Genomic DNA, 23,397 nt, shown 5'->3' with positions numbered 1-23,397 from the left:
TTATAGGATGTTCTTTTGTAAAAAACAATATGTTAAAAATATTCTTTTTGAGCAATACATTTGTACGTGTGAAATATTCTGTGAATCCATATCGTATTGAAAAACAACGGCATTTGAAATTGCTGATCAACTTGATTGCCGAGAACTCCGAAGCGCTTTTGAACAGCGGCATGATTGGCCACAGTTTTTCCGGTACATCATTATATGTCCATTTTGCAAATACCGTCTTTTTTGCTTCGATGTCGAGCGAGCGCCAGTTTTGCCATTAGCATATTTGAGCCGAAACCGACTGCACACGGAATTTCAAATTGATTGTAAACGAGCTGCTGAATGTATTTTGCCGTTTCAGGCGGTCCCCATAACTTTCCGGTTCCGGTTAAATCGATAAAACTTTGGAATTTTTTTGTTATTCCATTCCCAATCTTGGCCATGTAATTTTATTACGCCTTTAAAAATTAATTGAAAATAAGCCCTCCACAAAAATCTGTGGAAGGCTTTATTTATTCGGCTTTAAATTGTGTATTTGGGTTAGAAGTAATTTTTCAACTTGGGTTTTAAGAGCTTGGTTGGCATAACGGAGCACTATGTCATTCCCTGCAGTTGCGACTTGCACATCGCTAAAGTATTCATCTACAGTTCGCCACTCTACCACCCTTATTCTTTGCTGTGCAAGCTGATTTTTAAGTTCAATATATTCTTTACGTAAATCCTTTATTAGTGTATCTATAAAGGGCAGAAAGACAACTTTCATCTTAAATTGTTCTGCCTTTTGATAATCAATTTGTAGTGATTTTACGGCTAGATCTATTAGTAAGTATTTGTGTAGTAATTGTCTTTCTTCAGCTTTAATCATAATAATCAGCTTCCAGTTGTGCTGATTGAATAAGTTGTAGAGGAATATGTTTTGTATTAAGAAGCGTTTCTAGTATAAGTTGACTTGTATTAAAATTGATTGATTTTATTAACCCTGTAAAATATATGACTTTACCGTCTATCCACACATCTAATTTTACATCTAGTTGCTGATTCATCGCGTGGTCTATTGTTTGCTGTAATTCGTCTATTTCCCATTCGGTAAGTTCTCTTGGTGGAACTATATATTCTGTATTTTTAAATTCTCGTAGCAACTCTAAATGCTCAGGCAGCATCATTGATGTCCATTTGATCACACCTCTGTCTTTGTTCATCATAATCACTCACTCCTAAGCTAAATGACCACCAACTAAGCGATCTCGTTTAATAGCTGTACCAGCTTTTGTGTAAGAAACTGCACGTAATATTGATGTAGCACCAAATCGATTACGTATCGCATCCATTGTATGACCGATAATTTGCCGCTGTGGCTTACGTTCGTCAAAGAGGTCTAGTTGAATGCTATGTTCTCGCTCTAAGTTAGAAATACGAACAGAGAGCTGCCGAGCTGGCTCTCCTGCAAAATGTTCATCTAACAGCTCAATACATATTTTATACATTACAAGAGTTTCATTTGTAGGTACCGCAATAGTTTTTGAACGATGAAACCCTTTGGTCATAGCTTTGTGACTATAGGACAGACCTAAGCTGATTGTACGTCCAACAAATCCATTATCCCTTGCTCGTTTCATCACATCTTCACACATTTCAAGGAGCACTATTGATATATCCTGACGATTATGATAATCTCGCATGAGCATTTGGCCTTTACCGAAGCTTAGCGATGGATTTTTTACTAAAGGTTCGCCAAGTTTTGAATAATCTATACCCCATGCATGATAAAAAAGTTGGCTTCCCATAACTCCAAAACGCTGTTTGAGTGATTCTAAATCGGCATTGGCAAGACCACCAACCGTGTAAATACCCATATGATTTAGATTACGTTCCATTTGTTTTCCGATGCCCCACATTTCTGATAAAGGATGCACGCGCCATAACTTTGTTTGTACATCATCATACGTCCATTTTGCAAAGCCGGTCTTTTTTGCTTCCAAATCAAGAGCTAGCTTCGCTATTAACATATTTGGACCCATACCAACAGCGCTTGGCACATTAAATTGATCAAGGATTGCACGTTGAATTTCTTTTGCCGTTTCCTCTGCTGTTCCCCATAATTTTTCAGTGCCAGTTAAATCGACAAAACTTTCATCAACACTGTAAACATGAATAGCATCAATTGGCACATAGTTGGCAATTAGCTCAGTGATTGTCATGGACATTTGGAGAAAAAAACTCATTTTCGGCTCAAACAACTTTATATCTGGGTGTTTAGGGATTTCAAAAAGTCTATTGCCGGTTTTTATTTTAAATCGTTCTTTCATAGCAGGTGACACTGCTAGAACTACACTGCCTGGTTGATTAAAATTACCGATAACTGCAATCGGGTCTTTTAAAATATTCAATCCTTCAAGCATAGCTATACAGCTGGCATAAAAACTTTTCATGTCTATGCACATGATATTGCGATTGGGCATGCTTTCATAGTTCATACAACCTCACGCCCCTTCTTAACAACTGGAATAATTGCGAGAACATTATCTATTAAGAAAGTTCGTTTAGCTCTTCTTACAAAACAGTATGCTTGAAAAGTATCGCCAGATATTTTGATAATCTTGATACGTCTTTTTGTGATCTCGCCAAATTTAGCTAAGTACATCATATTTACAATTTTGTTATGCTGCATGGCTTTAACTAATTGATCTCGCATCTCGATTTCCTCCCATTACCTCACGAATTTTAATAACTGGTTAATCATGACATCTAAACTTTCAACTTTGTTGAAAATTAAAGTTATTGGAGCTTCATCGCTCTTCATTTTTTCATTATTACCAATATGTTTGCGTTGACCTATAAGTAAAGGTTCTAATTCTACAAATTGCATAACACCAGGACGGAAATAGCCTTTGCAACCAGTTTTTATACTTGTCTCCTGTTCCTAATACTACTTGTAAGTTATTTTTATTCATTATTGGCACATGAATTCCCCCTTTCTGTATTTTATACAGGAACACTTGTTTGTATACATATTAGAACATACGTTTGTATTTTGGCAACATATAATTTTTGGAAAATAAAAAAAGCCCCAATACCGTAATGGTAATGGGCTTATAGTTATCAGAGTATTCCATCAATTTATGCAACTTGATAGCTAACCATCTGTGCATCGCTATATTGATTGTTTTTTTATCCGTAAAAGCGCTTAATTACATTGTCGATAGTTCACAAGTGTCAGATGTTCCCACTCTTTATAAAGTACCTCTTTTAGAATTATCTTCCAAGGGTTAAACATCGTTTGCCCATGTTTATTGAAATAGAGCCCTTCTCCAATATAATAAGCAGCATGCTGAATGATGTCATTCTCATCTTTCCAAATTACAATGTCCCCTTGATGCAGTGCTTCACCTAGGAGCCGATTCCCTTTTTCTAGGAATGCGCCCGATTGTTGAATAAGCTACAACATAATATGTTCGAAGTGTTCAGTAACTAGATTAATTCCATCTCCTTAATCCTTTCCGAAAAAAACATTTCTTTTTGAAATTAATTTCCTTGAAACTCACGTAGCGTTATATTTTATACTCCTAATTGGGAGGCGAAGGTAATGGAAAAAAATTTCCGATGGAAAAATATTATTATCGGTAAGATTGACAAAAATCATCCTCAATCAGAAATAATCGACAAAGTAGTTGATGAAATTAATAAAGCAGTAGATGAAATCAGTAAAGAAGTAGATGAAACTTTTACTTCATTTGGCAAAACTACAAACGACATTGACGACAAGCGTAAATAACCATATATTTTTCGGGCACTTGTAAGTGCCCTTATTTTATCCCTAATACACAAGATGTACTTATTCACCTTGCACCTTCTGTACTGCACATTTTGGTTCAAATAAGTAATACCATTTATTAAGATGGAAACTAAAAAAGACACAATTCCTTGATATAGAATTGCACAAGATTGTTGAATACTCATAAGATTCTCTTAGCGGGTTTTGTTCAATAATTAATTAAATAATTTTAATGAACTAAGCCCCATAACATAACCTCCACCAATACCAATCGCTATACCCAAAAGTGTCCATTGTGATATGTAGATACCGAATAAAAATAAAAATAACCCCAATAATCCTAATAGACCTATCTTTTTATTCATTAATTATTGGTCTCCTATTCCCTAGAATATTCTCAAAGCATCGTCTGTCTCTAAATTATAACAGTTATTCTTCCACTGTTCTGACCGTTAGTTAAGTGTAATACTTCATAATCTGAATTGCTTTATATAATATGTGATTTCCTCAACAATATGGCCTTATAACGGAAAAACACGATCTTCTTATTGAAGAATCGCGCCCGTTTTTGGAATAAGCGATTGCTTTAATTGAACTTATTTATTAAGGTAGATGGCATAAGAATAAAATACTTTTTTTATGCATTTCAGTTACCTCCGTTTAGCAACATTCCTATGTTCATTAAAATAGCCCTAAAAGGAAAACAAGCGCTGATCCTTCTTATAGAATCGCGCACGATCATATTATTTGCTGAATAGCTATATCATAATACCGTACGTAATTTAGCCTTTGTATTTGTTGCTACCCGGTAGTTTTTTCATTTGATACCAAGCTTTAATTGCATCTTCTCGATGATTCCCTTTGTTTTTTGGATCTGCGAAATAGTCTCGGATAAACTGATTGTATTCAAATTGTGAGCCTATTTGTTTCTTATACAACGGGTCTTTTTTTCTTTCCTGCTCTTCATACCATGCATTTACAACATCACGATATGTTTTTCCTACATTTTCTCTAAAATAATTTTGAATATAAGTAGAAAAATGAAATTTAGGAATTTCTGACTTGAGGAAGGCCCTTACAGTTTGACTACAACGGTGATTTTCCGTTATTACTGTATCTAAATTTAGATCTGTTAATATTGCTTCATTTGTAGGAGACTTTCTTTTTTTCAGTGGCTTTTGTATTTCTCCTGTTTGAAGAAATGCTGCTATTCTATCCGTAATTTCAATTTTAGAACCAGAGGCACTCATCCCGTTCTTTCTACAAAAAGTTTGTAATTCCTCTTTTAACCAATAAAAACTGTGAAAATCTTGTACATCCAATTCCCTTTTTAGTTCAGGCCTCAAATATTACACCTCCAGTGGTAGTTAGTACTATTATAAAACATACGTTCTTCTTTTTGTCGTTCTTTTGACAATATTGACATTCTTCTTATTCGATTAATGTAATATATAAAAGACGCGTTTCTCGATAAACGCGCCCTATAATTGAATAGCAATCAACATCAATTAGTTTGTCTAATGAAATTCTATATGCTTTCAGGCAAATGATGTTTATACATTTCTAATGCATCTGTATGCTCTTTTAAAGCAGCTATAGTTTTTAAATTCGGCTTTACAAAAATAACAGGGTAGTCCTTCTCATCATATTTCTCATTAACTGAAAAAGCTAATTTTTCTTCATCTAATGAAAATTGTGCATCTACCCCAAGTTTATTTCCACGGGCATCTAATCGTATCCACTTATTAAGAGATTTTAAATAAACTGCATTTAAAGCATGAAGCGAATATCCTTTTTCCGGAGTGTCAAACAACATCAATCTCTGATAACAGAAGCCTGTTGGTATTCCTTGAGACCGCAATAGGGACGCCAAAAGGTTTGATTTAGCATAGCAAATTCCTTCTTTATACTTTAACACTTCCGATGCTTTACAAGTAATTCGTTTTCCTTGAATATCCCAAGAATGAGATATTGAATCACGAACAAATTCAAAAGCTACTTTTGTTTTATCTATCTCCGTTTGAGTGGCTATAAAAAGTTCTTTCAGTTTTGCTTTAATTATAGGATGAGAATAATTAACTTCATTTATTTCAAGTAAGTAATCATCTAATTTCTCGGACTCACAAACCAACTTCATATAATATCACTCCGCTTCCTTTTGAATGAATATTTTAAATATTACATAATTATACATTGAACTAAAATAATATTATAGTGGGAATCGTTAAATTTTCTTCAAAGATACATGAAAGCATTCTTCAACAATCTGGCCCATAACGGAAAAACGCGATTTTCTTATTAAAGAAGGTAGTGACCCCTTAAAGTTAGAGTTTTTATTATGCAGCTAAGTGGCTGGCATGTTTTCGGTAATTTACTGGACTCATGCCGGCCAATTTTTGTTTTATACGCACATGATTATAATAATTGATATACTCTTTTATTTTCTTTTGTAATGTTTCGTAAGAGATTAATTGTTCTCCATAATACATTTCCTGTTTTAATAAGCTAAAGAAGTTCTCCATGGCCGCATTGTCTGAGCATGTTGCTTTACGAGACATGCTTTGAAAAATCCTGTTCTGCCTTAATGTTCTCACCCATGTATTATGTTGATAATGCCATCCTTGATCTGAGTGAATAGTTGACCGATATTCAGCACGCTTTTGAATGATTGGAAGTACTTGTTTAAGTGAATATAAAACAAAATCTAGGCTTGTTCGTTTTGACATACTAAACCCAATAATTTCACCATTATATAAGTCCATTATTGGACTTAAATATAATTTTTCATCATCCGTACATTTAAATTCTTTTACATCAGTCACCATTTTTGAAGGGCATATGGCGTTCTGAATCTACGATTTAAAAGGTTTTTAGCGACTTTTCCAACTGTTCCTTTGTAGGATTTATAGCGTGATTTACGTATGAATTTTACACATTTCAACCCTAGGTTTTTCATAATTCGTTGTACCTTTTTATGATTAATTACGTGTCCTTGCACTCTTAATTCCGCATGAATTCGGCGGTAGCCATATCGCCCCTTATGTTGTTCAAAAGTCTCTAAAATCAAGGCTTTCCACTCTAAATCGGGATCTTTTTGCCTCAACAGTTTGATATGATAATGATACGTTGCTTCAGGAATATCCACTTGTTTTAAAATATCTTTTAATCGAAATCCTTCTTGTTTAAGTTCGAAGGCGATGGCAGCTTGTGCTTTTCGAGGAAGGCATCTGGATTCTCCCGAAAAGCCTTCAACTTTTTTAAATAAGCTACCTCCAAACGAAGCAGTTCATTTTCGCGTTCTAGCTGCTCCTCAAGTGCCATTGTTTTTTCTTGGTTATTCACTGTTAATTTTTGTTTCTTAGACATGGATGGGCGCCCCTTTGGTTTTCTTTGCAGGCCCTCTATCCCTTCTTTTAAAAACCGATGATACTAACTTGCAACTGAAGTTGGATCATTCAAGTTAAAGTGAATCGCGGTATCTTGATGGGAAGCACCTGTTCGTTTCATATAGCTTAATACATCTAATTTAAATTGAACAGAATAAAACCGCTTCGTTTTCTTAACAGATAGGCCACTATATCCAAACGCTTTATAAGCACGTACCCATTTCCTTAACGGTGTAGCACCGATACCATATTTTTTCGCTATCGCTCTATATCCTAGTGAGCCACTTAAATATTCTTGAACCACCATCAATTTAAATTCTTCATTATATTTAGTCATAAAAATTCACCCCAAAAGGTAGTTTTTTACTCTAACTTTTGGGGTGCAGTACCATTCGTCCTCTGAAAATGCGCCCTATTATTGATAATGGTCAGCTTCTATTAGCTGGTTTTGCGGAAGATCGTTATTAAAGGAAAGCATCCGTTGCTTTAATATGAAATCCTTATTCTATTCCTTTTTGCCGAAACCGTCACCAAATTTTAGTGAATGTAGTTGCGAAGCCCAATTTTCTCGTTCATATTCATCAAATATTACAGTTACCCATTCTTGTTTTACATTTAAACTATTTACTGCTTCTTTTGTAATTACTTCAACAAATTGTTGTTTTTGCTCACATGTTCTACCTTTGGCCAACTTAACAGTAATTATAGGCATATTCTTTTATTTTCTCTTTCTAATCATTCAAAGCTCCTTAATATTTAATCGATATATGTAAAAGGCGCTATTTTTCCACCGATTTTAAACAGTAATGGAATAAGTGCTAATAAACTAATTCCTATAACTAACGTTGAAATTATTAACTCTTTCCATAAAATCAAATCGCCTTCAAACATTTGATAAATAATTAATGAATTTATCGGAATGTTAAGTAATACCCCAGTAAAAAGCCCAGGTGCATACCTTTTCATTAGGACTGTTGCAATAAGATGTGGGAAAATAGCATTAAAAATCATTGAACCTACAAAGCCAATGAAAATCCATTTTGCAAAATCTGATTCTGGTATCAATAAATAGCTAAATGCAGATAAATAAGCCAAAATTGTTATGACAATGACAGCAAAATGAAATTCACTTGGAGTAACTGATTTTTGAAACTTTGAAGCCTGCTGTGACCACTTAGGCAACCAAATTGCCTCCTCGATATTATGTAATGTAATAGCAAAACAAAAGAATATTACAAGATAATCCAAATCCCTTTCACTCCTTAAACGCGCCCTATTGTTTAGAAAGGCAAATACCTATTTCTTATAATCGTTAGGGTTAAAATAAAAACTCTCATTCATTTCTGAATGGGAACCATTATAATCCATACTCTTGTCTATTTCGTGCAAATCAAGGTCAGTTATGTCACCGTCATCTAAATCACCTATAACTGTAATGAGTTTTAAATCTTGATCTAGAGAACCTAACAATATTGCCTTTAACTTCCAAGTTTCAAAACCGTTTTCTTCGGCAATGTGCTCCGTTAATATCTCTAAAATATCATCTTGATTAAATTTGAACATTTTTCGTTTCTTATCAGTCAAATTATTATCTCCTACCTTATTGCTGATTTGCGCCCAATAATTGAGTAAGGATTAACTTCTATTAACTGGTTTTGTGGGATACTTATTAACTGTGATTACTACTTTTCTCCAATATACACTGCGTTTTTTGGCACTATCGGTAGACGGGAACATATCCACCTAAGCACGAATTCTTTCTACATTACGATTCATCAGTTTACGTCCAATATTCCGATAAATCCATTTTTTTAGAAATGTTAATTGTTGTTGATATTTTTCAAAGAATTCATCAGGTGAATTGAACACACCGAAATCGTGGTTAATACCTTCTTTTTGAATATAAGTATCATTGGCATTCCACTCTACTATGGTGCCGCTACCGATAACTTTCAAAATCCCCAATGCTTATGGCAATCTGCTTCTATCCTGTTTGAAATGGCCATGAAATTTCTACCATATTTAAAAATATAGTTTATTTCTTTAGCTTCAAATAATTCTTTATATAATTCTGTTGTTCTATCTAAGTCTTTTACCACAAATGTAATATGACTTATATTTTCAATCATTTTAATATTCCTCCTTTTCCCCTTTTTGTTATCCTCAACTAACCTGCCACATTAGTTTAAGTACATTGCTTCACAAACATATTTAAATTTTAACATAAATATCCAAATTTGTATTATTTAGATTTATTCCACAATATGGCCCTATAACGGAAAAACGCGATCTTCATATTGAAGAAACGCGCCCGATTGTGGAATAAGGGTTCGTCATATTCATGTGGTATCCTCGGTTTGGGAAGGTTTTACTTCAACCAACGGGGCAGAATAGTCGAATAATTTATGGTAGAATAATACAAACAATGCAGTATCTTTTCACGAACGTTAATAAGGTTTCCAGGGAAAGATTAGTTATGAACAAAATGCACTTATTTAATATCATTTCAGATATGAGAATTATTATTGATTTTAAAGGAGAATTATGAATATCTTTAAAAAAATAATTGAGTTTCTAAACAAAATGAAAAAATTTAATATTTGGGGAGACGAAGATATAGAATTAACTGAGGAACAAATGAAGTATATTCGAATCCAAAATCCGTATGGTATGATATCGGTTGTTCTTAGTATATTGGCATTCCTTTTCCCGCAATACGGTTTATCCATAATTACTCTGATTTTTTGTATACTAACCTACTTTACATTTGATAAGGAAAAAGAAGATAACCCTTGGCCCTTTTATATTGGTATCTTAATTTCATTGATGGGATTAATGTTGTTTTTTACAGGCGAAAATCACCAAATCGTAGTTTGATTTTGTGATAATAGCTTATACATCTCATAGTTAAATAACATTCCCAAATGACACTTTGGTAACCAACACCTCTTATTTAATTGAACAGGGATGTTTTAATTTCTTATGAACAGTTTCTAAACAAATATTACGGAAAATTCGTTAAAGTCCTTTGCGGATAAATGGGGGGATTGAGTATGGCGAATAACATTATCGAACAAGCAAAACGTGGCTTGAAAGGTTTTGCAATAGGGCATTTTCATGCTAGCGGTCATTATGGTAGGTATCAAGAAGAATATTTTAAATATTTTGGAGACTCAGATTTTGAAACTAGAAAATATTCAATCGCTGCATTTACTTGTATGCTAGGTACTTGGGAAACAGGGTATTGTCAGGTATTTCAGCCAATAAAAGAATGGGAAGAACGAAAAAAAAGGAGCTCACATCCCTCGAATCAAATACGTTTTTATCACTTAAATGATTATGTTTATTCATTGTTAGAACATCATGAACAGATTGAAGAAGAATTTCCTTATATGTTCGAAACTATCATATGGTGTTAATAAATATTGAAAAAAATGAAGGAATCGATTATGAAGATTGGTTTCCTGAATTTAACCCAAACATGTTTAAACGATTAAGAGAAGAAATTTTAATCCCTAAAAAACATTTAGCAGAAAAACTTAGCCATATAAAATACTTATTAAAAGAAATAGGTATTGAACCTGTTTTTGAATAAGATAAATTTTAAAATAAGTTTCAACACTAAAGGTTTATAAAGTATACAAAATAAACCTAATAAACCTAATAAACCTAATAAACGTTCCCAAATTAAAGTTTGAACTGCACCCCATTTGTTAGACACATCTAACAAGGAGGTGCAGTTTTTCTATGACTAGAATGAGTCCAGAAGATAAACTAGCAGCGGTTCAACGATATGTAAATGGCAAGGAAAGCTCAAGAACGGTCGCTGCGGATTTTGGTATTTCACACCGGTATTTATTAACTTTAGTAAAACAATATCAAAATAACGGCGTAGAAGTGTTTGTCAGACGATATACAAATTATACAAAAGCGTTTAAACTAGACGTACTTAATTATATGACTGAACACGGTACGTCCTTACACGAAACGGCAGCGATTTTCAATATAGCAGCTAGTTCGTCGATACGGAATTGGAAAAACCAATTCGAAAGATTAGGAGAAGATGCCCTTCAGCCAAAGAAAAAGGGGCGTCTATCCATGAAAAAAGAATCGACTAAACAACCAAAACAAGCACCAGTAGAAGGTTCACCTGAAGCACTTCAAGCAGAGATCAACCGTCTACGCATGGAAAACGAGTATTTAAAAAAGTTGAATGCCTTAGTTCAAGCCAAGGAAAAATTACCAAAGAAGACAAAGTAAAGGTCATCTATGAATTAAGGCATAAATACTCGGTGAAGGCGCTTGTGGCATTCGCAGAAATCAAACGCAGCACGTATTATAATCTAGTGAAGAAGATGAATCGACCAGATCGAGACGCTGATTTAAAAGCCGATATTCAAGCGATTTACGACGAACACGAGGGTCGTTACGGCTACCGTCGTATTCGTGATGAGCTGGAGAATCGTGGGCAAAAAGTGAATCATAAAAAGGTTCAGCGCATCATGAAAGAGCTTGGATTAAAGTGTTTAGTACGCATGAAAAAATATAAATCGTATAAAGGGACGGTTGGTGAAATCGCCCCAAATATTTTAAATCGCAATTTCACTGCAGAAGCACCAAATGAAAAATGGGTAACGGATATAACGGAGTTTAAATTATTTGGCGAAAAGCTTTATTTATCGCCTGTTTTAGACTTGTTTAACGGAGAAATTATCACCTATACAATTGGCTCTAGACCTACCTATTCATTAGTTTCAGAGATGTTAGAAAAGGCGTTAGAACACTTACCAGAAGACCATCAGCTATTAATGCATTCCGATCAAGGTTGGCATTATCAAATGAAGCAATACCGCCACAAGCTCCAATCAAGAGGCATTGTACAAAGTATGTCGCGTAAAGGTAACTGTTACGATAATTCAGTCATGGAGAATTTCTTTGGCATCATGAAGTCGGAATTCCTCTACTTTAAGAAATTTGAAAGTGTAGAGCAATTTAAATTGGAACTTGATAAATATATAAATTATTACAACACGAAACGCATGAAGGCAAAATTAAAAATGAGTCCGGTGCAATACCGAACTCAATTTACCCAAGCTGCCTAAATGAAATAACCGTGTCTAACTTTTAGGGGTCACTTCAGTTTAGGGACACATAAAAATGCACGAACGTTGTTAACTGATATGCTCCCCATTAGGTAGACAGATTAAAAAATAAAATCTGTTTATCAAATGGGGAGTTTTTTCATGTCAAAAAAATCGTTTTCACCAGATATAAAATTATTAGCACTTCAATATTTAGAAGAAGGCTATACACTCCAAAAAGTATGTACAATGTTTTCAGTCAATATGAGAACCCTACAAGTTTGGCGCGCTATTTATAAATATGGTGGAGTAGAAGCGCTCATACGTCCTGTAAAAAATAAGATATATTCAGAAGAATTGAAACAACGTGCTATTAAAGATTATTTATCAGGAAACTACTCCCAGTTCGATATCCTAGCTAAATATGGGATTAGTAGTTTATCAGTTTTCAATACTTGGTTAAAATTCTATACTAGTCATAGTAATTTAAATGATACGGGTAAAGGAATGATCCAAACTATGACTAAAGGGAGAAAAACAACAGTAGAAGAACGTATTGAAATTGTAAAAGCCTGCCTAGCGTACGACAAAAATTATCAAGAAACAGCAGCACAATATGAGGTATCCTACCAACAAGTCTACCTATGGGTACGTAAATTTGAACAAAATGGTGAAGAAGCACTTCAAGATCAACGAGGTCGCACAAAACCAGTACAAGAAAGAACACCAGAGGATGAATTACGCTTAAAAATTCAAGAGATGGAACGTGAAAATCAAAGATTACGTGCAGAAAATTTACTTTTAAAAAAGTTAGAGGAAATCGAAAGGAGGCGTCGTTAAGTAGAATTCGTATTCAAAACCGTTATATAGCAATACAAGAGCTAGCTAAAAATGAAAAAATATCAATCGTTTTATTATGTAAAATCGCCAAGGTATCCCGAGCAGCTTACTACAAATGGTTAAATCGTCAACCAACTGCGCAGGAACTGGAAAACAAACAGCTGGTGAAGTCTATCCAACATTTATATACACAAGTAGATGGCATATACGGCTATCGTCGCATTACGATGACGATTAACCGCAAACGCAAAACCGAAGGTTTAAAGAAAGTGAATAAGAAACGAATTTATCGCCTGATGCAAATTTGCGGTTTGGAGGCGGTTATTCGACGTCGCCGGAAAAAGTACCCTAAAGTAAAGCCGGATTACTTGGCTGAAAATGTATTAGCACGTGAATTCACTGCAGAAAAACCGAATCAGAAGTGGTGTACAGACGTCACAGAGTTTAAATATGGTAGTGGGAAAAAGGCTTATTTAAGTGCGATTATTGACCTCTATGATAAGTCCATTGTGAGTTACGTATTGGGACATTCGAATAATAATGACCTAGTTTTTAAGACAGTAAGACCCGCTATACGAACATTAAAAGAGAAGGAATTCCCTCTTTTACATAGCGATCGTGGTTATCAATATACATCGAAAGAATTTAAGCAGATCATGGATCAATCAGAAATGATTCACAGTATGTCTAGAGTAGGCCGTTGCATCGATAACGGTCCGATTGAAGCATTTTGGGGAACCTTAAAAGTAGAGAAGTATTATTTATATAAGTTCGAGTCGTTTGAAGCATTAAAGCAGGCCATTGATACGTACATCAAGTTCTATAACAATGAACGTTACCAAGAAACATTAAACGGCTTGAGCCCTCTAGAATACAGAGCTCAAGCCGCGTAAGTCATTTTTAATATTTCCGCTGTCTACTTGACAGGGAGCAGTTCAAACTCAACGTTTCGTGCATTTTTTTATGGACATTGGTTATGCAGCATTTTATACAAATGATGCAAACAGTTGATGGAACGGTGTTTATACTTGCTGGGCATGGTCTTTAATTTGCATAAAAACTTGTATAGCAAATTTCTTATCGTTATAAATCTGCATCTTTTCTATCACTAACCAGAAAAATGTTATTCAACAATATGGCCCTATTGCTGAAAAAGGTACAATTCAAGAATTACGCCAGACTGTTGAATATTTTTTCAAAGTCCTTATTAATGTAAATCATCCCTCAGTCAAAAATTTACTAGCCTTTTATTGTATTCTCCTTCCGTGATTAAAATTGTTTGTTCCGCAAAATCCCCTCAAAAAAGAGTTATTATAAACAATACATTCTAATCTTGACTTCTACGAGACCATACCATAATCGGAATTAATAATAAGGAAAGAATCCCGCCAATAAATGATAAAGTTAGATAACTTGAACCTGCCATAATCACTCCGGACAAGGCTCCACCAGCAGCTCCTGACAACGCAACGAATACATCCAACGTACCTTGAGTTTTAGCCCTTGTAGAAGTTGTAGTTGAATCAACAATAAGTGCAGTCCCGCTGATTAAACCAAAATTCCATCCTAAACCGAGTAAAGAAAGTGCAATCACCAGGAAAACCATGGAATCTCCTGGTGCAAATGCTGCTGTTAAACCCGCCAGAAGCAACGTGGTTCCAGAAGCAATCGCCATAGCAGTGCGGCCAAGTTTATCCACAAGGATACCTGTAACCAGTGAAGGGAGATACATGGCACCTATATGAAAACCAATAACAATACCTACTTCCCCCACGCTATGTCCATGATGTCGCATATGAACTGGTGTCATTGTCATAATAGCTACCATTACAACTTGAGTAAGAACCATAATTGTCGCACCTACAATTATGCCTGTTTTGTTTTCTGCTTGCTCAGTATTAGCTGGATGTGTTTTCTCATGCTGTTCTTTGTTGGACTCTTCTATTGTTTTTGCAATTAGTAACGGATCTGGTCGAAGCATAAAGAAAAGGACAATACCTGCTAAAATATATGCTGCTGCTGCTAAAATAAATGGTCCAGCAAGTGCTGGAACGCTAATAGAAAGAGCAATATCGCCCATTACATTTACTAAATTCGGACCAGCAACAGCACCAAATGTTGTAAAAACCATCGTAAGACTAATTGCAGTCGCTCTCTGTTTACTATTTGCTAAATCCGTTCCTGCATACCGAGCTTGTAAATTAGTTGCAGTTCCTGAACCATATACAAGTAAAGATAAAAATAACAACAAAACGCTATTTATCATTGCTGCAATGATGACCCCTATTGCCCCAAGTCCACCAATCATAAAACCTGTAGCCAGGCCTATCCGACGTCCAGATGATTGCGAAAGTCTCCCCACGAGTAAAGCTGCTCCTGCTGAACCTAAAGTAAATAACGCTGCAGGAAGTCCGGCATAGGCTTCTGTACCAAGCATTTGCTGTGCAAGAAGCGCCCCCACCGTAACTCCTGCTGCTAATCCTGCACCACCAAAAATTTGTGAAACACTTACAACGAATAATGTACGTTTATATAGCTCTTTTTGTTTTTCTGGAGAAAGAATGTAGTTTTTAAGCGTATCTGTCTGTACTTCCAACGATTCCACATGACCTTTTTTCACCATATCCCTACCTGCTTTCCTAAAAACCTTTACTATTGAATTTCCTACAATATTTGGAATATCATAACACTCACAAAAAAGCCATACAATATAAAAATTGTATGGCAAACAATATTAGGTAAGACCATTTAATAAACGTTTAAGGATAATCAATCCTTGTTCAAGCACCTGTGACGTGTCTGGTGCGCAAACAGAAATCCTTACTGCCCTTTCCGGACAACTATTTCCAACTACAAAACGTTCAGCCGCATATACTTGTACTCCCTCTTGCTCCGCTAACGTTTCAAATTCTGCACCAGTAATATTGCCTGGTAATAGCAGCCAACGAAAGATTCCCGTCTCAACTCCAAAACACTGATAGTCACTCAAATATTGGTCTACAATCTGGTTTCTTTGAATGGTCTGTTTTCGATGATTCTCAATCAAAACTTCAAATTGGTTGGATACAATCGTACGTGCCGTCAATTCCGCTAATATAGGGGAAACTGTTATGTTTAAATTATACAGCGCCTTTGAAATTGCCTCCTTATATTGACTCGGCACCGCTACATAGGCTAGTCGTAATCCTGGTGCTAAAGCTTTAGATAAACCCGCAATATAGACAACCTGTTCAGGGGCGAATGATGCAACTGCTGGCAGTGGGTTTTTATTAAGAAGATGGTAAGTTCCATCCTCAATAATGAACTGATTATACTTTTTGGCAATGCCGGCAATCTTTCTTCGATTCTCGACCGACATGATGGAAGCTGTCGGATTATGATAATCCGGCATCAAGTATATGCCTTTAATATTTTCGTTTTTACACGCATATTCAAAAGAAATGGGACTCATTTCATAATTCTCTGACTTTATCGGTACTATTTGTACATTCAGCATCGCTGCAACAGTTTTTAAGCCTGGGTACGTATGCTGATCAACCCCAATGCGTTCACCAGGCCTACAGAGACTTGCTAGTGTGGCAGCAATTGCATTTTGAGCGCCATTTGCAAATAAAATATGTTCAACAGTTGTTTCAAATCCACCTTTTCGGAGTAACTTTATAGCTGCATCCTTTTGCCAAAGACTTTCGCCTGTCCGGCCATATCCAAACCATTTTTCGTAATCTGTCTCTTGTAGCATACTTTTCAGTTGGATTAACAATGGCTCGAAGGAAGCATTATCCGGAAGTGTTGCTCCCATTTCTATTAAATGCTGTGGCTTTGTATCTTCAAGTAAATAGGCATTCGCTAACGCATCATAAGAGACGAACGTCCCAATTCCAACTGAAGCGCTTAACAAGCCCTTTAACTCACATACTTTAAAAGCTTTTGAAATCGTACTCAGATTTAAATCCAGATAGTCCGCCAATTCTCTTTGTGGCGGAAGTTTTGTTCCTGGCAACAAAACTCCGTTCAGTATGTCTTTCTCCAATTGCCTTGCAAGTGCTTGATAAATAGGCTTTTCAGTTTTAACAATTGAAGGCTTCCAGCTCATCGGATAGTTTTCAAAAGAATTAATTGGCATAATATGCATCCCTTTTTTTAATTGATATGATTTTACCCTTTTATAAAAAATAAAAATTTCCTTTTACCTCTGCTAAGAGCGCACCTTCAAGATGTCCACCATATTGTGTATTAGACTCTGTACCAGCAAAAATAATTTTCTTTTCCCAAATCCCTGCTTTGGCGATTGACCATACCTTGGAAAATCTCTAAGCGGATCCGAGTCTTTGCCGTTTCGGCATCTGTGGACCAATCCTTGTATAGGTCTTCTTGTTTTCTTATCATATGATTATCCCTTTAAAATAAAAATTTTAATAGTTTACATAAATTAATCTGTCTATTATAAGGATAAACTAAACTTTATATAAGGTTAAGCTTGATATGTAAACTCCTATTATATGGTTTACATAATGGTAACAGATCGTCGACGCTGAATGACCTCTTTTGGAACGAACTCGTTGAATGCCGGATAATGCGGTTTGGGATTTACGGCGCTAGCGAATCGACTAACCCTAATTTTATACGGATTATCCTCACTATGGTCCACTTATTACTCATAAGAGAAACGATAATCCTCAAATAGAATCGAGTAGTTCGCAGGTTTTTACGTTTTTACCTGTTATACCGCTTGGTGGTCTCATCTTACCTTTTGCTAAAGAATAACACCATAAACTATAATACTGGAGAGAAGGATTACCGTTACGGAGGTAGGGAAAATGGCTAGTGAACAGTGGATTTTAATCATTGACGATGAGGAAGACTTAGCACGTCTCTTAGAGAAAGTTTTACATAAAGAAGGTATTGTCAATGTTGTAACGGCAGGGACTGTGGCAGATGGTTGGGCAAAATTTCAGTACTATAATCCTGCACTTCTATTGTTGGATATTATGCTGCCAGATGGAGAAGGCTATGATTTATGCAAACAAATCCGCGAAGTTTCCAACGTTCCCATTTTATTTCTGTCGGCTAAAGATGAGGAAATTGATAAGCTTTTGGGGCTAGCAATAGGCGGGGATGATTATATTACAAAACCATTCAGCCCGAAAGAGGTGGCCTATCGAGTGAAGGCACAGTTAAGACGTGCAGGTTTTGCAGAAGAAAAAGAGGTCCCTAAAAAACCTTTAAAGATCGGACCATTTGAGCTTAGCCCTAATGAAACAGAGTTGAAGAAGGATGGAAAAACGCTCGAACTCACAGCAAAAGAAATCGGACTTATGAGCTGTTTTATGCATCATCCTGATCAGATACTCAGCAAAGAGACCTTGTTTGAGCATGTATGGGGTGATGACTTTTTTGGCTCTGATAATACAGTGATGGTACATATCCGTCGCTTACGTGAAAAAATCGAGATCGAGCCTTCCAACCCTTCGTTTATATTAACTGTTAAAGGGCTTGGGTATAAACTGTATACCAAAGGGTGAGGAACATGAAGTGGAAATTAACACGGCGCTTTTTAGGATCTGTTGTGATAATTGTCGTAATTGTAGGAATTGTAAACACAATTCTGCTGTTCTCCTTGCTTATCTATCAGTCAATGAAGAATTCCCAAGCAGGTGAAGGTTCTACCGAAACTTTTAGCCGAACTTTTTCACAATATATAGAACTTAAAAATGAAAAACCGGCAGTCAATGAAGAGGGATTAAAAAAGCTAAGAGAGATGAATGCCTGGATACAATTTTTGAGTAATAATGGGGAACAAGTTGCATCTTTTTATACCCCTGAAAATCTCCAGAAGGATTACTCTCCAATTGAAATTGTGCAAACGTATAAATATCAGGAAGTAGAGGCCGGGACGACCGTTTTTATTGGAGAGGCCCATAACTTCAGTTACTTAATTGGAGTGAAAAATAAGCAAATAGGACGTTATGTACTCACTTATGATTATGAAAAAATGTTTAAAACTATTAATATCTTGCTTTTACTTATTTTAGTCGTCGATATTATCATCGCCTTAATAGTTGGATTTATTTTTGGAAAAAGACTTACAGGTCCCCTTCACGTTCTAATAGATGGAATCCAACAGCTGCGTGAAAGACGTTTTAAAAAGATGCCGATACCAAATGGTGTGTATGAAGATGTATTTCGCAATATGAATGGACTCTCGATAAAGCTGGATCAATATGAGAAAGAACGAAATCAACTTGACCAAATGCGTGAAGAATGGATTAGCAATGTTTCGCATGATATGAAAACTCCACTTGCCTCTATTCACGGATATGCAGAATTGATGCAGGATAATGCCAACGATTTAACACAACAAGAGTTGAAGGAATATACAACTGTTATTAATAAACAGTCAAAGTATATGAGTGATTTATTAGATGATCTAAATTTAACGATGCGTTTGCGCAATCAAGAACTACCATTGCATTTAGAAGCTGTGAATATTGTTGCATTTATACGTGAAATAGCGATTGAACTTTTGAATGATCAACAATTTAGCGATAGAGATGTTGAATTTGTGGCTAATGTGGACAAAGCGGTGCATAAAGTGGATAAAAGATTATGGAAGAGGGCCATTGTTAACTTTATCTACAATGCACTTGCGCATAACGATGAACAAGTCGTTGTAAAAATACAAATTGATAGTGTTTATCCACAATGTGGACAACCGGAAAAGTCTAGCAGCATATCCCCATTTTCATCATACCATACACAAATCGCAATTACTGATAACGGTCGAGGCATTCCTTCGAAGGATATAGATCAAGTTTTCGAACGCTACTATCGTGGTACAAATACTACTAGTAAACATGGGACAGGCTTAGGAATGGCGATTGCACGGGATATTATTTTGGCCCATAACGGAACAGTTGACCTGAAGAGTTCTGAAAACAAAGGAACAACCATCACAATACTTCTATAGAAAAAAAGCGTCTGGGAACAAACGAAAAACAGCAATTTTCTTTATGAGAAAATTGCTGTTTTTCTGCTCCCAGGTGAATTGATTTCCATCCCGGGACGCTTTCCACGGGCATTGCCTGAGCCTGTATTCTCAGGCATCACACCATTCCCGTAGGGAGCTTTGCTTGTAGCGAAAGGCGTAGACGACAGCTGGTGTTTTAGCAGTGCGAAAGGTAAAACCGTCAGCATGAACACTCGCCATCCATTCCAATAGTCGCAGCCTCCTTCCTTTACTTCAATTATTTTTGCGCCTTTTGCGGAATGTCTTCTAGCTTCACTTCATTATATGACGACACTTGATTTTCCTTTTTTACGAACATTTTTAAGTAAGCGTCTTTACGAAGATTCTTTTGTGCTGTGAATTCAAGCGGGATTGTTTTACCATCCGCATTTGTAGCATCCAGTTGATAAGAATAGGTAGTCATAACAGAACCATCATCCAGTTTCTCCTCATGCGGTATGCCATCCTCCGTAATTTGCAAGTAATAGTTATCAGCGTTCATGCGGTTAAAGTCTAATTTTGTAATCGCAAAAATACTTACTACCCCTAATGCAAACAATACACCCACTACTATTAAAAATTTCTTCATTTCTATCATCCTTCTGTTTTATTATTTTGTGTAATAATTCGATTGTACGAAGCTACTGTCAAGAGATAATACAGTCCGTAGATAGCTGTATAGGCAATCATCCAGATCAATACCGGTTTTACTAAATCTATCATTAGTAAACTAGAGAAAGCTTTTAAAGCAATGGCACTGTGCAATAACCCTACTGCCAGCGGAACAAAAAAGACGACAAATACTTGGGATGCAATGGATTTACGCATTTCCTTTGGACTAACTCCCATTTTATATAGCATATTGTATTGGGACTTATCTTCCTCTGCTTCTGTTAAAACCTTAAAGTAAATAATACTGCCTGTTGCCGCTAAAAACACTAGGCCAAGGAAACTCCCGATAAACAGCAGAGAGCCTACACTTTCGATGCCATTTTGCAAGTCTTGTGGAGCACTTGAGAAACGGGCTTCCTCCGGTAAATGTTTTGCAACTTTTTCGGATAATTCCGTTGAAGCTTTATCTATACCAATGACCTGGTAGTTCAATACTACCCCGTCTTCTTTTAACAATTTATAATATTCATTTGAAACGACTACTGTAATTCCTGCCGTGCCAAAGTTTAATACTGATTGTGTTTGATAGCTTTGGAATGTGAGAATAATGTTGTTCGCAGTTGAAACTGTTTTTCCCTCGTATTTAGGTGAAAACCTTTCGTCATACCCAATATCTAAAATCACAGCATTGGCGTTGTTAACATCTATCTTTTCCTTTTTTTGAATTGCTGCTAATCGATTATATGTTTTTTCATTGATAATCGTATAAATTCTTTTATCGGAATTATTGAAAGCTGAGTTTAACTGTTCTGTATGAAAGGTTACAGACAACGCTTCGATTTTTTCATCGTATTTTACATCAGGCAACACACTGCTGACTTGTTGATTGATTTTTGCATCTGTCTCATACATAAAAGTATTCGGATTAGCCGTTTCGACCTGATCGTTTATGTTGTAATAAAGACCAAACACTGCACCTCCTGCAGTTACAGTGGTAGCACTTAATATTGCAATGACTGTCAATGTACGTGCATTGCCCCGGATACGATATAACAGTTGGGAAATCGTCATTAAATGAAGACCTTTCCATAACCACTTTTCATTTTTCTTCATCATAGCTAAAACAAAACCAGTAACACTATAGAACAATAAAAAAGTACCTACAATAACTGTTGTTAAAATAATCAACGCTATTATTAAAAAACCGACTGCTTTCCACACTTTGGAAGTAAAAATATCTTGAAGCGCCAACCAATAGCCGACCGATATTAGTAATACTCCCAAAATAGCTACCACCATTGAAGGCTTTGGAATCACTTCCCCTTCTTTGGAAGCATGGAATAAATCAATTAGTTTAAACTGGTAAATTAAGCGATATCCTTGGATTGATGTCACTAAGAAGATCGCCAAAAACACTATTGCAGTATTCAAGGCTGCCGAATCTGAAAATGTAAAAGGTGCGATCACATCATAGCCCATCAAATGGATTAAAATAGTCATAAATCCTTTTGAACAAAGAAATCCAAAAATAACCCCTAATACTAATGAAAACAATCCTAATAATAAATTTTCAAAGAAGAGCATGAAGCCAATTTGGCGGTTACGTACACCTAGCAATGCATACAACGCTACTTCTTTTTTTCTTTTCTTCATAAAGAACGAATTTGAATAAGCAATAAATATGGCAACAAAAAGTAGTAGGATGACTGCTGCCCCGTTCATCAGTGAATCTAATTTTTGGGAGGAATCCGTTATTTGGGCAATTGTATCGCTATATTTTAATGTTACAAATGTAAAGTAGATAACGATACTAAAAACCATCGATGCAATGTATAAGAAATATTGAGAAAAGTTTCGTGCAATATTTTTTCTCGCTAGACTAAATAACGTCATCTACCTCACCCCCAATTGTTGCAAGGACTTCCAAAATCTCTTGAAAGAAAGCTTTTCGACTCTTATCTCTTCGATAAATTTCTTTAGAAAGTGTACCATCCTTGATAAAAATAATACGACCACAGAAACTCGCTGCATATGCATCATGTGTCACCATCAGGATCGTTGAATTATTGTTTTCATTTAAATTACTTAAGCTTTCCAGTAAATCTGTCGCTGACTTGGAATCAAGTGCACCTGTTGGCTCGTCTGCCAGAACCATCACAGGTTCCGTCACAAGTGCTCTAGCTGCCGCCGTTCTTTGCTTTTGCCCTCCAGATAATTGATACGGATATTTTTCCATTAAATTTCCTATACCAAATACACTGGCAATTCGAGTCACCAAGTTATTAATTTGTTTAGCTGGCGTTTTCGCTATCGCTAGCGGCAACAGTATATTTTCCTTTACTGTGAGTGAATCCAACAAATTATAGTCTTGGAAGATGAAGCCGAGATTTTCACGTCTAAAATCTGCTAATACGTCTTCTTTCATATCGTGGATACTCGTATTATTCATATATATTTCCCCTTCAGTCGGAGAGTCAATTGTTGCCAGCAAATTAAGCAAAGTAGACTTCCCCGCCCCGGAAGGCCCCATAATCCCTACAAACTCTCCCTCCTGAATATCGAATGAAATGTTTTCTAATGCCGTGTAGGCTGCATTTGATTTGCCGTATGTCTTTTTTATATTTTCTACTTTTAATAATGGTTCCATTTTGCTTCACCTCATCAATTTTGTTGATATGTATACTATAAATGCTCATCCTTACAACAGTTTTA

At 35.8% G+C, this 23,397-nt stretch carries 29 protein-coding genes and 1 pseudogene; 8 read left to right on the top strand and 22 right to left on the bottom strand.

The genetic code is table 11. From position 1 onward, the window contains the following. Positions 1-163 precede the first annotated feature (163 nt). From AC0VXV_RS02770 to AC0VXV_RS02750, 5 genes and pseudogenes are all read right to left on the bottom strand, one after another. Positions 164-395 (bottom strand): annotated as a pseudogene (locus AC0VXV_RS02770) (Y-family DNA polymerase); the annotation flags it as partial. Positions 396-496: 101 nt separating this feature from the next. Beyond that, a complete protein-coding gene (locus AC0VXV_RS02765; protein WP_475530243.1) occupies positions 497-853 on the bottom strand; it encodes a YhjD family protein in 357 nt (118 codons plus the stop codon). Next, entirely contained in the window at positions 846-1,190 is a 345-nt protein-coding gene (locus AC0VXV_RS02760) for a YolD-like family protein (protein ID WP_475530242.1), read from the bottom strand. Before AC0VXV_RS02760 ends, AC0VXV_RS02765 begins: the two co-directional genes overlap by 8 nt. A 12-nt stretch (positions 1,191-1,202) precedes the next feature. After that, positions 1,203-2,462 carry a Y-family DNA polymerase gene (locus tag AC0VXV_RS02755; protein WP_475530241.1) on the bottom strand — a complete coding sequence of 420 codons (1,260 nt, stop codon included), beginning with the start codon at positions 2,460-2,462 and terminating at the stop codon, positions 1,203-1,205. Further along, positions 2,459-2,680 (bottom strand): transcriptional regulator, encoded by a 222-nt coding sequence (locus AC0VXV_RS02750; protein ID WP_475530240.1) that lies wholly within the window; start codon positions 2,678-2,680, stop codon positions 2,459-2,461. The genes AC0VXV_RS02755 and AC0VXV_RS02750 overlap by 4 nt, the downstream gene beginning before the upstream one ends. Positions 2,681-3,571: 891 nt before the next feature. Here AC0VXV_RS02750 and AC0VXV_RS02745 point away from each other — a divergent pair. Next, complete coding sequence (locus tag AC0VXV_RS02745; RefSeq protein WP_475530239.1) at positions 3,572-3,760, top strand: hypothetical protein; 189 nt, start codon at positions 3,572-3,574, stop codon at positions 3,758-3,760. 215 nt (positions 3,761-3,975) lie between these two features. On the opposite strand, the gene AC0VXV_RS02740 is transcribed toward AC0VXV_RS02745, so the two are convergent. From AC0VXV_RS02740 to AC0VXV_RS02685, 12 genes are all read right to left on the bottom strand, one after another. Further along, positions 3,976-4,125: a hypothetical protein gene (locus AC0VXV_RS02740; RefSeq protein ID WP_475530238.1), complete on the bottom strand. Its 150-nt coding sequence runs from the start codon at positions 4,123-4,125 to the stop codon at positions 3,976-3,978. A gap of 417 nt (positions 4,126-4,542) precedes the next feature. Continuing rightward, positions 4,543-5,106 carry a DUF6434 domain-containing protein gene (locus AC0VXV_RS02735; RefSeq protein WP_475530237.1) on the bottom strand — a complete coding sequence of 188 codons (564 nt, stop codon included), beginning with the start codon at positions 5,104-5,106 and terminating at the stop codon, positions 4,543-4,545. Between the two features lie 182 nt (positions 5,107-5,288). Then, on the bottom strand, positions 5,289-5,897 hold the full coding sequence (locus AC0VXV_RS02730; protein WP_475530236.1) for a transglutaminase-like domain-containing protein: 609 nt from the start codon (positions 5,895-5,897) through the stop codon (positions 5,289-5,291). A gap of 199 nt (positions 5,898-6,096) precedes the next feature. Continuing rightward, positions 6,097-6,585 carry an IS3 family transposase gene (locus AC0VXV_RS02725; RefSeq protein ID WP_475530235.1) on the bottom strand — a complete coding sequence of 163 codons (489 nt, stop codon included), beginning with the start codon at positions 6,583-6,585 and terminating at the stop codon, positions 6,097-6,099. Beyond that, on the bottom strand, positions 6,579-6,905 hold the full coding sequence (locus tag AC0VXV_RS02720) for an IS3 family transposase (protein ID WP_475530234.1): 327 nt from the start codon (positions 6,903-6,905) through the stop codon (positions 6,579-6,581). Before AC0VXV_RS02720 ends, AC0VXV_RS02725 begins: the two co-directional genes overlap by 7 nt. 17 nt (positions 6,906-6,922) lie before the next feature. Then, entirely contained in the window at positions 6,923-7,126 is a 204-nt protein-coding gene (locus AC0VXV_RS02715; protein WP_475530233.1) for a hypothetical protein, read from the bottom strand. A 63-nt stretch (positions 7,127-7,189) separates the two neighbouring features. Further along, on the bottom strand, positions 7,190-7,483 hold the full coding sequence (locus AC0VXV_RS02710; protein ID WP_475530232.1) for a transposase: 294 nt from the start codon (positions 7,481-7,483) through the stop codon (positions 7,190-7,192). Between the two features lie 168 nt (positions 7,484-7,651). Further along, a complete protein-coding gene (locus AC0VXV_RS02705) occupies positions 7,652-7,858 on the bottom strand; it encodes a tautomerase family protein (protein WP_475530231.1) in 207 nt (68 codons plus the stop codon). Between the two features lie 44 nt (positions 7,859-7,902). After that, a complete protein-coding gene (locus AC0VXV_RS02700) occupies positions 7,903-8,394 on the bottom strand; it encodes an HXXEE domain-containing protein (protein WP_475530230.1) in 492 nt (163 codons plus the stop codon). Between the two features lie 48 nt (positions 8,395-8,442). Next, positions 8,443-8,730, bottom strand: coding sequence for a hypothetical protein (locus AC0VXV_RS02695; RefSeq protein ID WP_475530229.1), 288 nt, complete (start codon positions 8,728-8,730; stop codon positions 8,443-8,445). A 159-nt stretch (positions 8,731-8,889) separates the two neighbouring features. Then, positions 8,890-9,102: a hypothetical protein gene (locus AC0VXV_RS02690; RefSeq protein WP_475530228.1), complete on the bottom strand. Its 213-nt coding sequence runs from the start codon at positions 9,100-9,102 to the stop codon at positions 8,890-8,892. Next, on the bottom strand, positions 9,099-9,275 hold the full coding sequence (locus AC0VXV_RS02685) for a hypothetical protein (RefSeq protein ID WP_475530227.1): 177 nt from the start codon (positions 9,273-9,275) through the stop codon (positions 9,099-9,101). Before AC0VXV_RS02685 ends, AC0VXV_RS02690 begins: the two co-directional genes overlap by 4 nt. 415 nt (positions 9,276-9,690) lie before the next feature. Here AC0VXV_RS02685 and AC0VXV_RS02680 point away from each other — a divergent pair, with 415 nt between their 5' ends. From AC0VXV_RS02680 to AC0VXV_RS02660, 5 genes are all read left to right on the top strand, one after another. Next, on the top strand, positions 9,691-10,023 hold the full coding sequence (locus AC0VXV_RS02680) for a cell division protein FtsK (RefSeq protein WP_475530226.1): 333 nt from the start codon (positions 9,691-9,693) through the stop codon (positions 10,021-10,023). 176 nt (positions 10,024-10,199) lie between these two features. Then, positions 10,200-10,565, top strand: coding sequence for a hypothetical protein (locus tag AC0VXV_RS02675; RefSeq protein WP_475530225.1), 366 nt, complete (start codon positions 10,200-10,202; stop codon positions 10,563-10,565). Then, on the top strand, positions 10,556-10,741 hold the full coding sequence (locus AC0VXV_RS02670; RefSeq protein ID WP_475530224.1) for a hypothetical protein: 186 nt from the start codon (positions 10,556-10,558) through the stop codon (positions 10,739-10,741). Before AC0VXV_RS02675 ends, AC0VXV_RS02670 begins: the two co-directional genes overlap by 10 nt. A gap of 152 nt (positions 10,742-10,893) precedes the next feature. Then, positions 10,894-12,248, top strand: a protein-coding gene (locus tag AC0VXV_RS02665) for an IS3 family transposase (RefSeq protein ID WP_475529255.1) whose coding sequence is annotated in 2 segments (ribosomal slippage) — positions 10,894-11,347 and positions 11,347-12,248 — 1,356 coding nt in all. Because the reading frame shifts where the segments join, the coding sequence is not laid out codon by codon here. 141 nt (positions 12,249-12,389) lie between these two features. Next, positions 12,390-13,960 (top strand): IS3 family transposase gene (locus AC0VXV_RS02660; RefSeq protein WP_475528134.1). Its coding sequence is split into 2 segments (ribosomal slippage): positions 12,390-13,026 and positions 13,026-13,960, totalling 1,572 coding nucleotides; the frame shifts between segments, so codons are not numbered across the junction. Positions 13,961-14,394: 434 nt separating this feature from the next. On the opposite strand, the gene AC0VXV_RS02655 is transcribed toward AC0VXV_RS02660, so the two are convergent. Together AC0VXV_RS02655 and AC0VXV_RS02650 are read right to left on the bottom strand one after the other, a co-directional pair. After that, positions 14,395-15,690, bottom strand: a complete 1,296-nt coding sequence (locus tag AC0VXV_RS02655; RefSeq protein ID WP_475530223.1) for an MFS transporter — start codon at positions 15,688-15,690, stop codon at positions 14,395-14,397. Positions 15,691-15,801: 111 nt separating this feature from the next. Continuing rightward, positions 15,802-17,190 (bottom strand): aminotransferase-like domain-containing protein, encoded by a 1,389-nt coding sequence (locus AC0VXV_RS02650; protein ID WP_475530222.1) that lies wholly within the window; start codon positions 17,188-17,190, stop codon positions 15,802-15,804. Positions 17,191-17,884: 694 nt separating this feature from the next. Here AC0VXV_RS02650 and AC0VXV_RS02645 point away from each other — a divergent pair. Continuing rightward, positions 17,885-18,589: a response regulator transcription factor gene (locus AC0VXV_RS02645; RefSeq protein WP_475530221.1), complete on the top strand. Its 705-nt coding sequence runs from the start codon at positions 17,885-17,887 to the stop codon at positions 18,587-18,589. Between the two features lie 5 nt (positions 18,590-18,594). Then, on the top strand, positions 18,595-20,034 hold the full coding sequence (locus tag AC0VXV_RS02640) for a sensor histidine kinase (protein ID WP_475530220.1): 1,440 nt from the start codon (positions 18,595-18,597) through the stop codon (positions 20,032-20,034). A gap of 277 nt (positions 20,035-20,311) precedes the next feature. Here AC0VXV_RS02640 and AC0VXV_RS02635 read toward each other — a convergent pair whose 3' ends face one another. Genes AC0VXV_RS02635 through AC0VXV_RS02625 form a run of 3 tightly spaced genes read right to left on the bottom strand, consistent with a single transcriptional unit; the run spans position 20,312 to position 23,332 of the window. Continuing rightward, positions 20,312-20,662 carry a YxeA family protein gene (locus tag AC0VXV_RS02635; RefSeq protein WP_475530219.1) on the bottom strand — a complete coding sequence of 117 codons (351 nt, stop codon included), beginning with the start codon at positions 20,660-20,662 and terminating at the stop codon, positions 20,312-20,314. Between the two features lie 5 nt (positions 20,663-20,667). After that, positions 20,668-22,578 carry an ABC transporter permease gene (locus AC0VXV_RS02630; protein ID WP_475530218.1) on the bottom strand — a complete coding sequence of 637 codons (1,911 nt, stop codon included), beginning with the start codon at positions 22,576-22,578 and terminating at the stop codon, positions 20,668-20,670. Then, positions 22,565-23,332: an ABC transporter ATP-binding protein gene (locus AC0VXV_RS02625; protein ID WP_475530217.1), complete on the bottom strand. Its 768-nt coding sequence runs from the start codon at positions 23,330-23,332 to the stop codon at positions 22,565-22,567. The genes AC0VXV_RS02630 and AC0VXV_RS02625 overlap by 14 nt, the downstream gene beginning before the upstream one ends. Between the last annotated feature and the right edge of the window lie 65 nt (positions 23,333-23,397).

It is taken from the genome of Solibacillus sp. iso_87 (assembly GCF_056173085.1).
This window is presented reverse-complemented; position numbering and strand designations above follow the sequence as displayed.

Excerpts from the sequence above, each read along its gene's own strand:
- AC0VXV_RS02630 (WP_475530218.1), bottom strand. The coding sequence starts at position 22,578 with ATGACGTTATTTAGTCTAGCGAGAAAAAATATTGCACGAAACTTTTCT.
- AC0VXV_RS02760 (WP_475530242.1), bottom strand. The coding sequence starts at position 1,190 with ATGATGAACAAAGACAGAGGTGTGATCAAATGGACATCAATGATGCTG.
- AC0VXV_RS02740 (WP_475530238.1), bottom strand. The coding sequence starts at position 4,125 with ATGAATAAAAAGATAGGTCTATTAGGATTATTGGGGTTATTTTTATTT.
- AC0VXV_RS02655 (WP_475530223.1), bottom strand. The coding sequence starts at position 15,690 with ATGGTGAAAAAAGGTCATGTGGAATCGTTGGAAGTACAGACAGATACG.
- AC0VXV_RS02750 (WP_475530240.1), bottom strand. The coding sequence starts at position 2,680 with ATGCGAGATCAATTAGTTAAAGCCATGCAGCATAACAAAATTGTAAAT.
- AC0VXV_RS02755 (WP_475530241.1), bottom strand. The coding sequence starts at position 2,462 with ATGAACTATGAAAGCATGCCCAATCGCAATATCATGTGCATAGACATG.
- AC0VXV_RS02645 (WP_475530221.1), top strand. The coding sequence starts at position 17,885 with ATGGCTAGTGAACAGTGGATTTTAATCATTGACGATGAGGAAGACTTA.
- AC0VXV_RS02715 (WP_475530233.1), bottom strand. The coding sequence starts at position 7,126 with ATGTCTAAGAAACAAAAATTAACAGTGAATAACCAAGAAAAAACAATG.
- AC0VXV_RS02675 (WP_475530225.1), top strand. The coding sequence starts at position 10,200 with ATGGCGAATAACATTATCGAACAAGCAAAACGTGGCTTGAAAGGTTTT.
- AC0VXV_RS02635 (WP_475530219.1), bottom strand. The coding sequence starts at position 20,662 with ATGAAGAAATTTTTAATAGTAGTGGGTGTATTGTTTGCATTAGGGGTA.
- AC0VXV_RS02730 (WP_475530236.1), bottom strand. The coding sequence starts at position 5,897 with ATGAAGTTGGTTTGTGAGTCCGAGAAATTAGATGATTACTTACTTGAA.
- AC0VXV_RS02650 (WP_475530222.1), bottom strand. The coding sequence starts at position 17,190 with ATGCCAATTAATTCTTTTGAAAACTATCCGATGAGCTGGAAGCCTTCA.
- AC0VXV_RS02705 (WP_475530231.1), bottom strand. The coding sequence starts at position 7,858 with ATGCCTATAATTACTGTTAAGTTGGCCAAAGGTAGAACATGTGAGCAA.
- AC0VXV_RS02680 (WP_475530226.1), top strand. The coding sequence starts at position 9,691 with ATGAATATCTTTAAAAAAATAATTGAGTTTCTAAACAAAATGAAAAAA.
- AC0VXV_RS02670 (WP_475530224.1), top strand. The coding sequence starts at position 10,556 with ATGGTGTTAATAAATATTGAAAAAAATGAAGGAATCGATTATGAAGAT.
- AC0VXV_RS02640 (WP_475530220.1), top strand. The coding sequence starts at position 18,595 with ATGAAGTGGAAATTAACACGGCGCTTTTTAGGATCTGTTGTGATAATT.
- AC0VXV_RS02725 (WP_475530235.1), bottom strand. The coding sequence starts at position 6,585 with ATGGTGACTGATGTAAAAGAATTTAAATGTACGGATGATGAAAAATTA.
- AC0VXV_RS02745 (WP_475530239.1), top strand. The coding sequence starts at position 3,572 with ATGGAAAAAAATTTCCGATGGAAAAATATTATTATCGGTAAGATTGAC.
- AC0VXV_RS02710 (WP_475530232.1), bottom strand. The coding sequence starts at position 7,483 with ATGACTAAATATAATGAAGAATTTAAATTGATGGTGGTTCAAGAATAT.
- AC0VXV_RS02685 (WP_475530227.1), bottom strand. The coding sequence starts at position 9,275 with ATGATTGAAAATATAAGTCATATTACATTTGTGGTAAAAGACTTAGAT.
- AC0VXV_RS02765 (WP_475530243.1), bottom strand. The coding sequence starts at position 853 with ATGATTAAAGCTGAAGAAAGACAATTACTACACAAATACTTACTAATA.
- AC0VXV_RS02625 (WP_475530217.1), bottom strand. The coding sequence starts at position 23,332 with ATGGAACCATTATTAAAAGTAGAAAATATAAAAAAGACATACGGCAAA.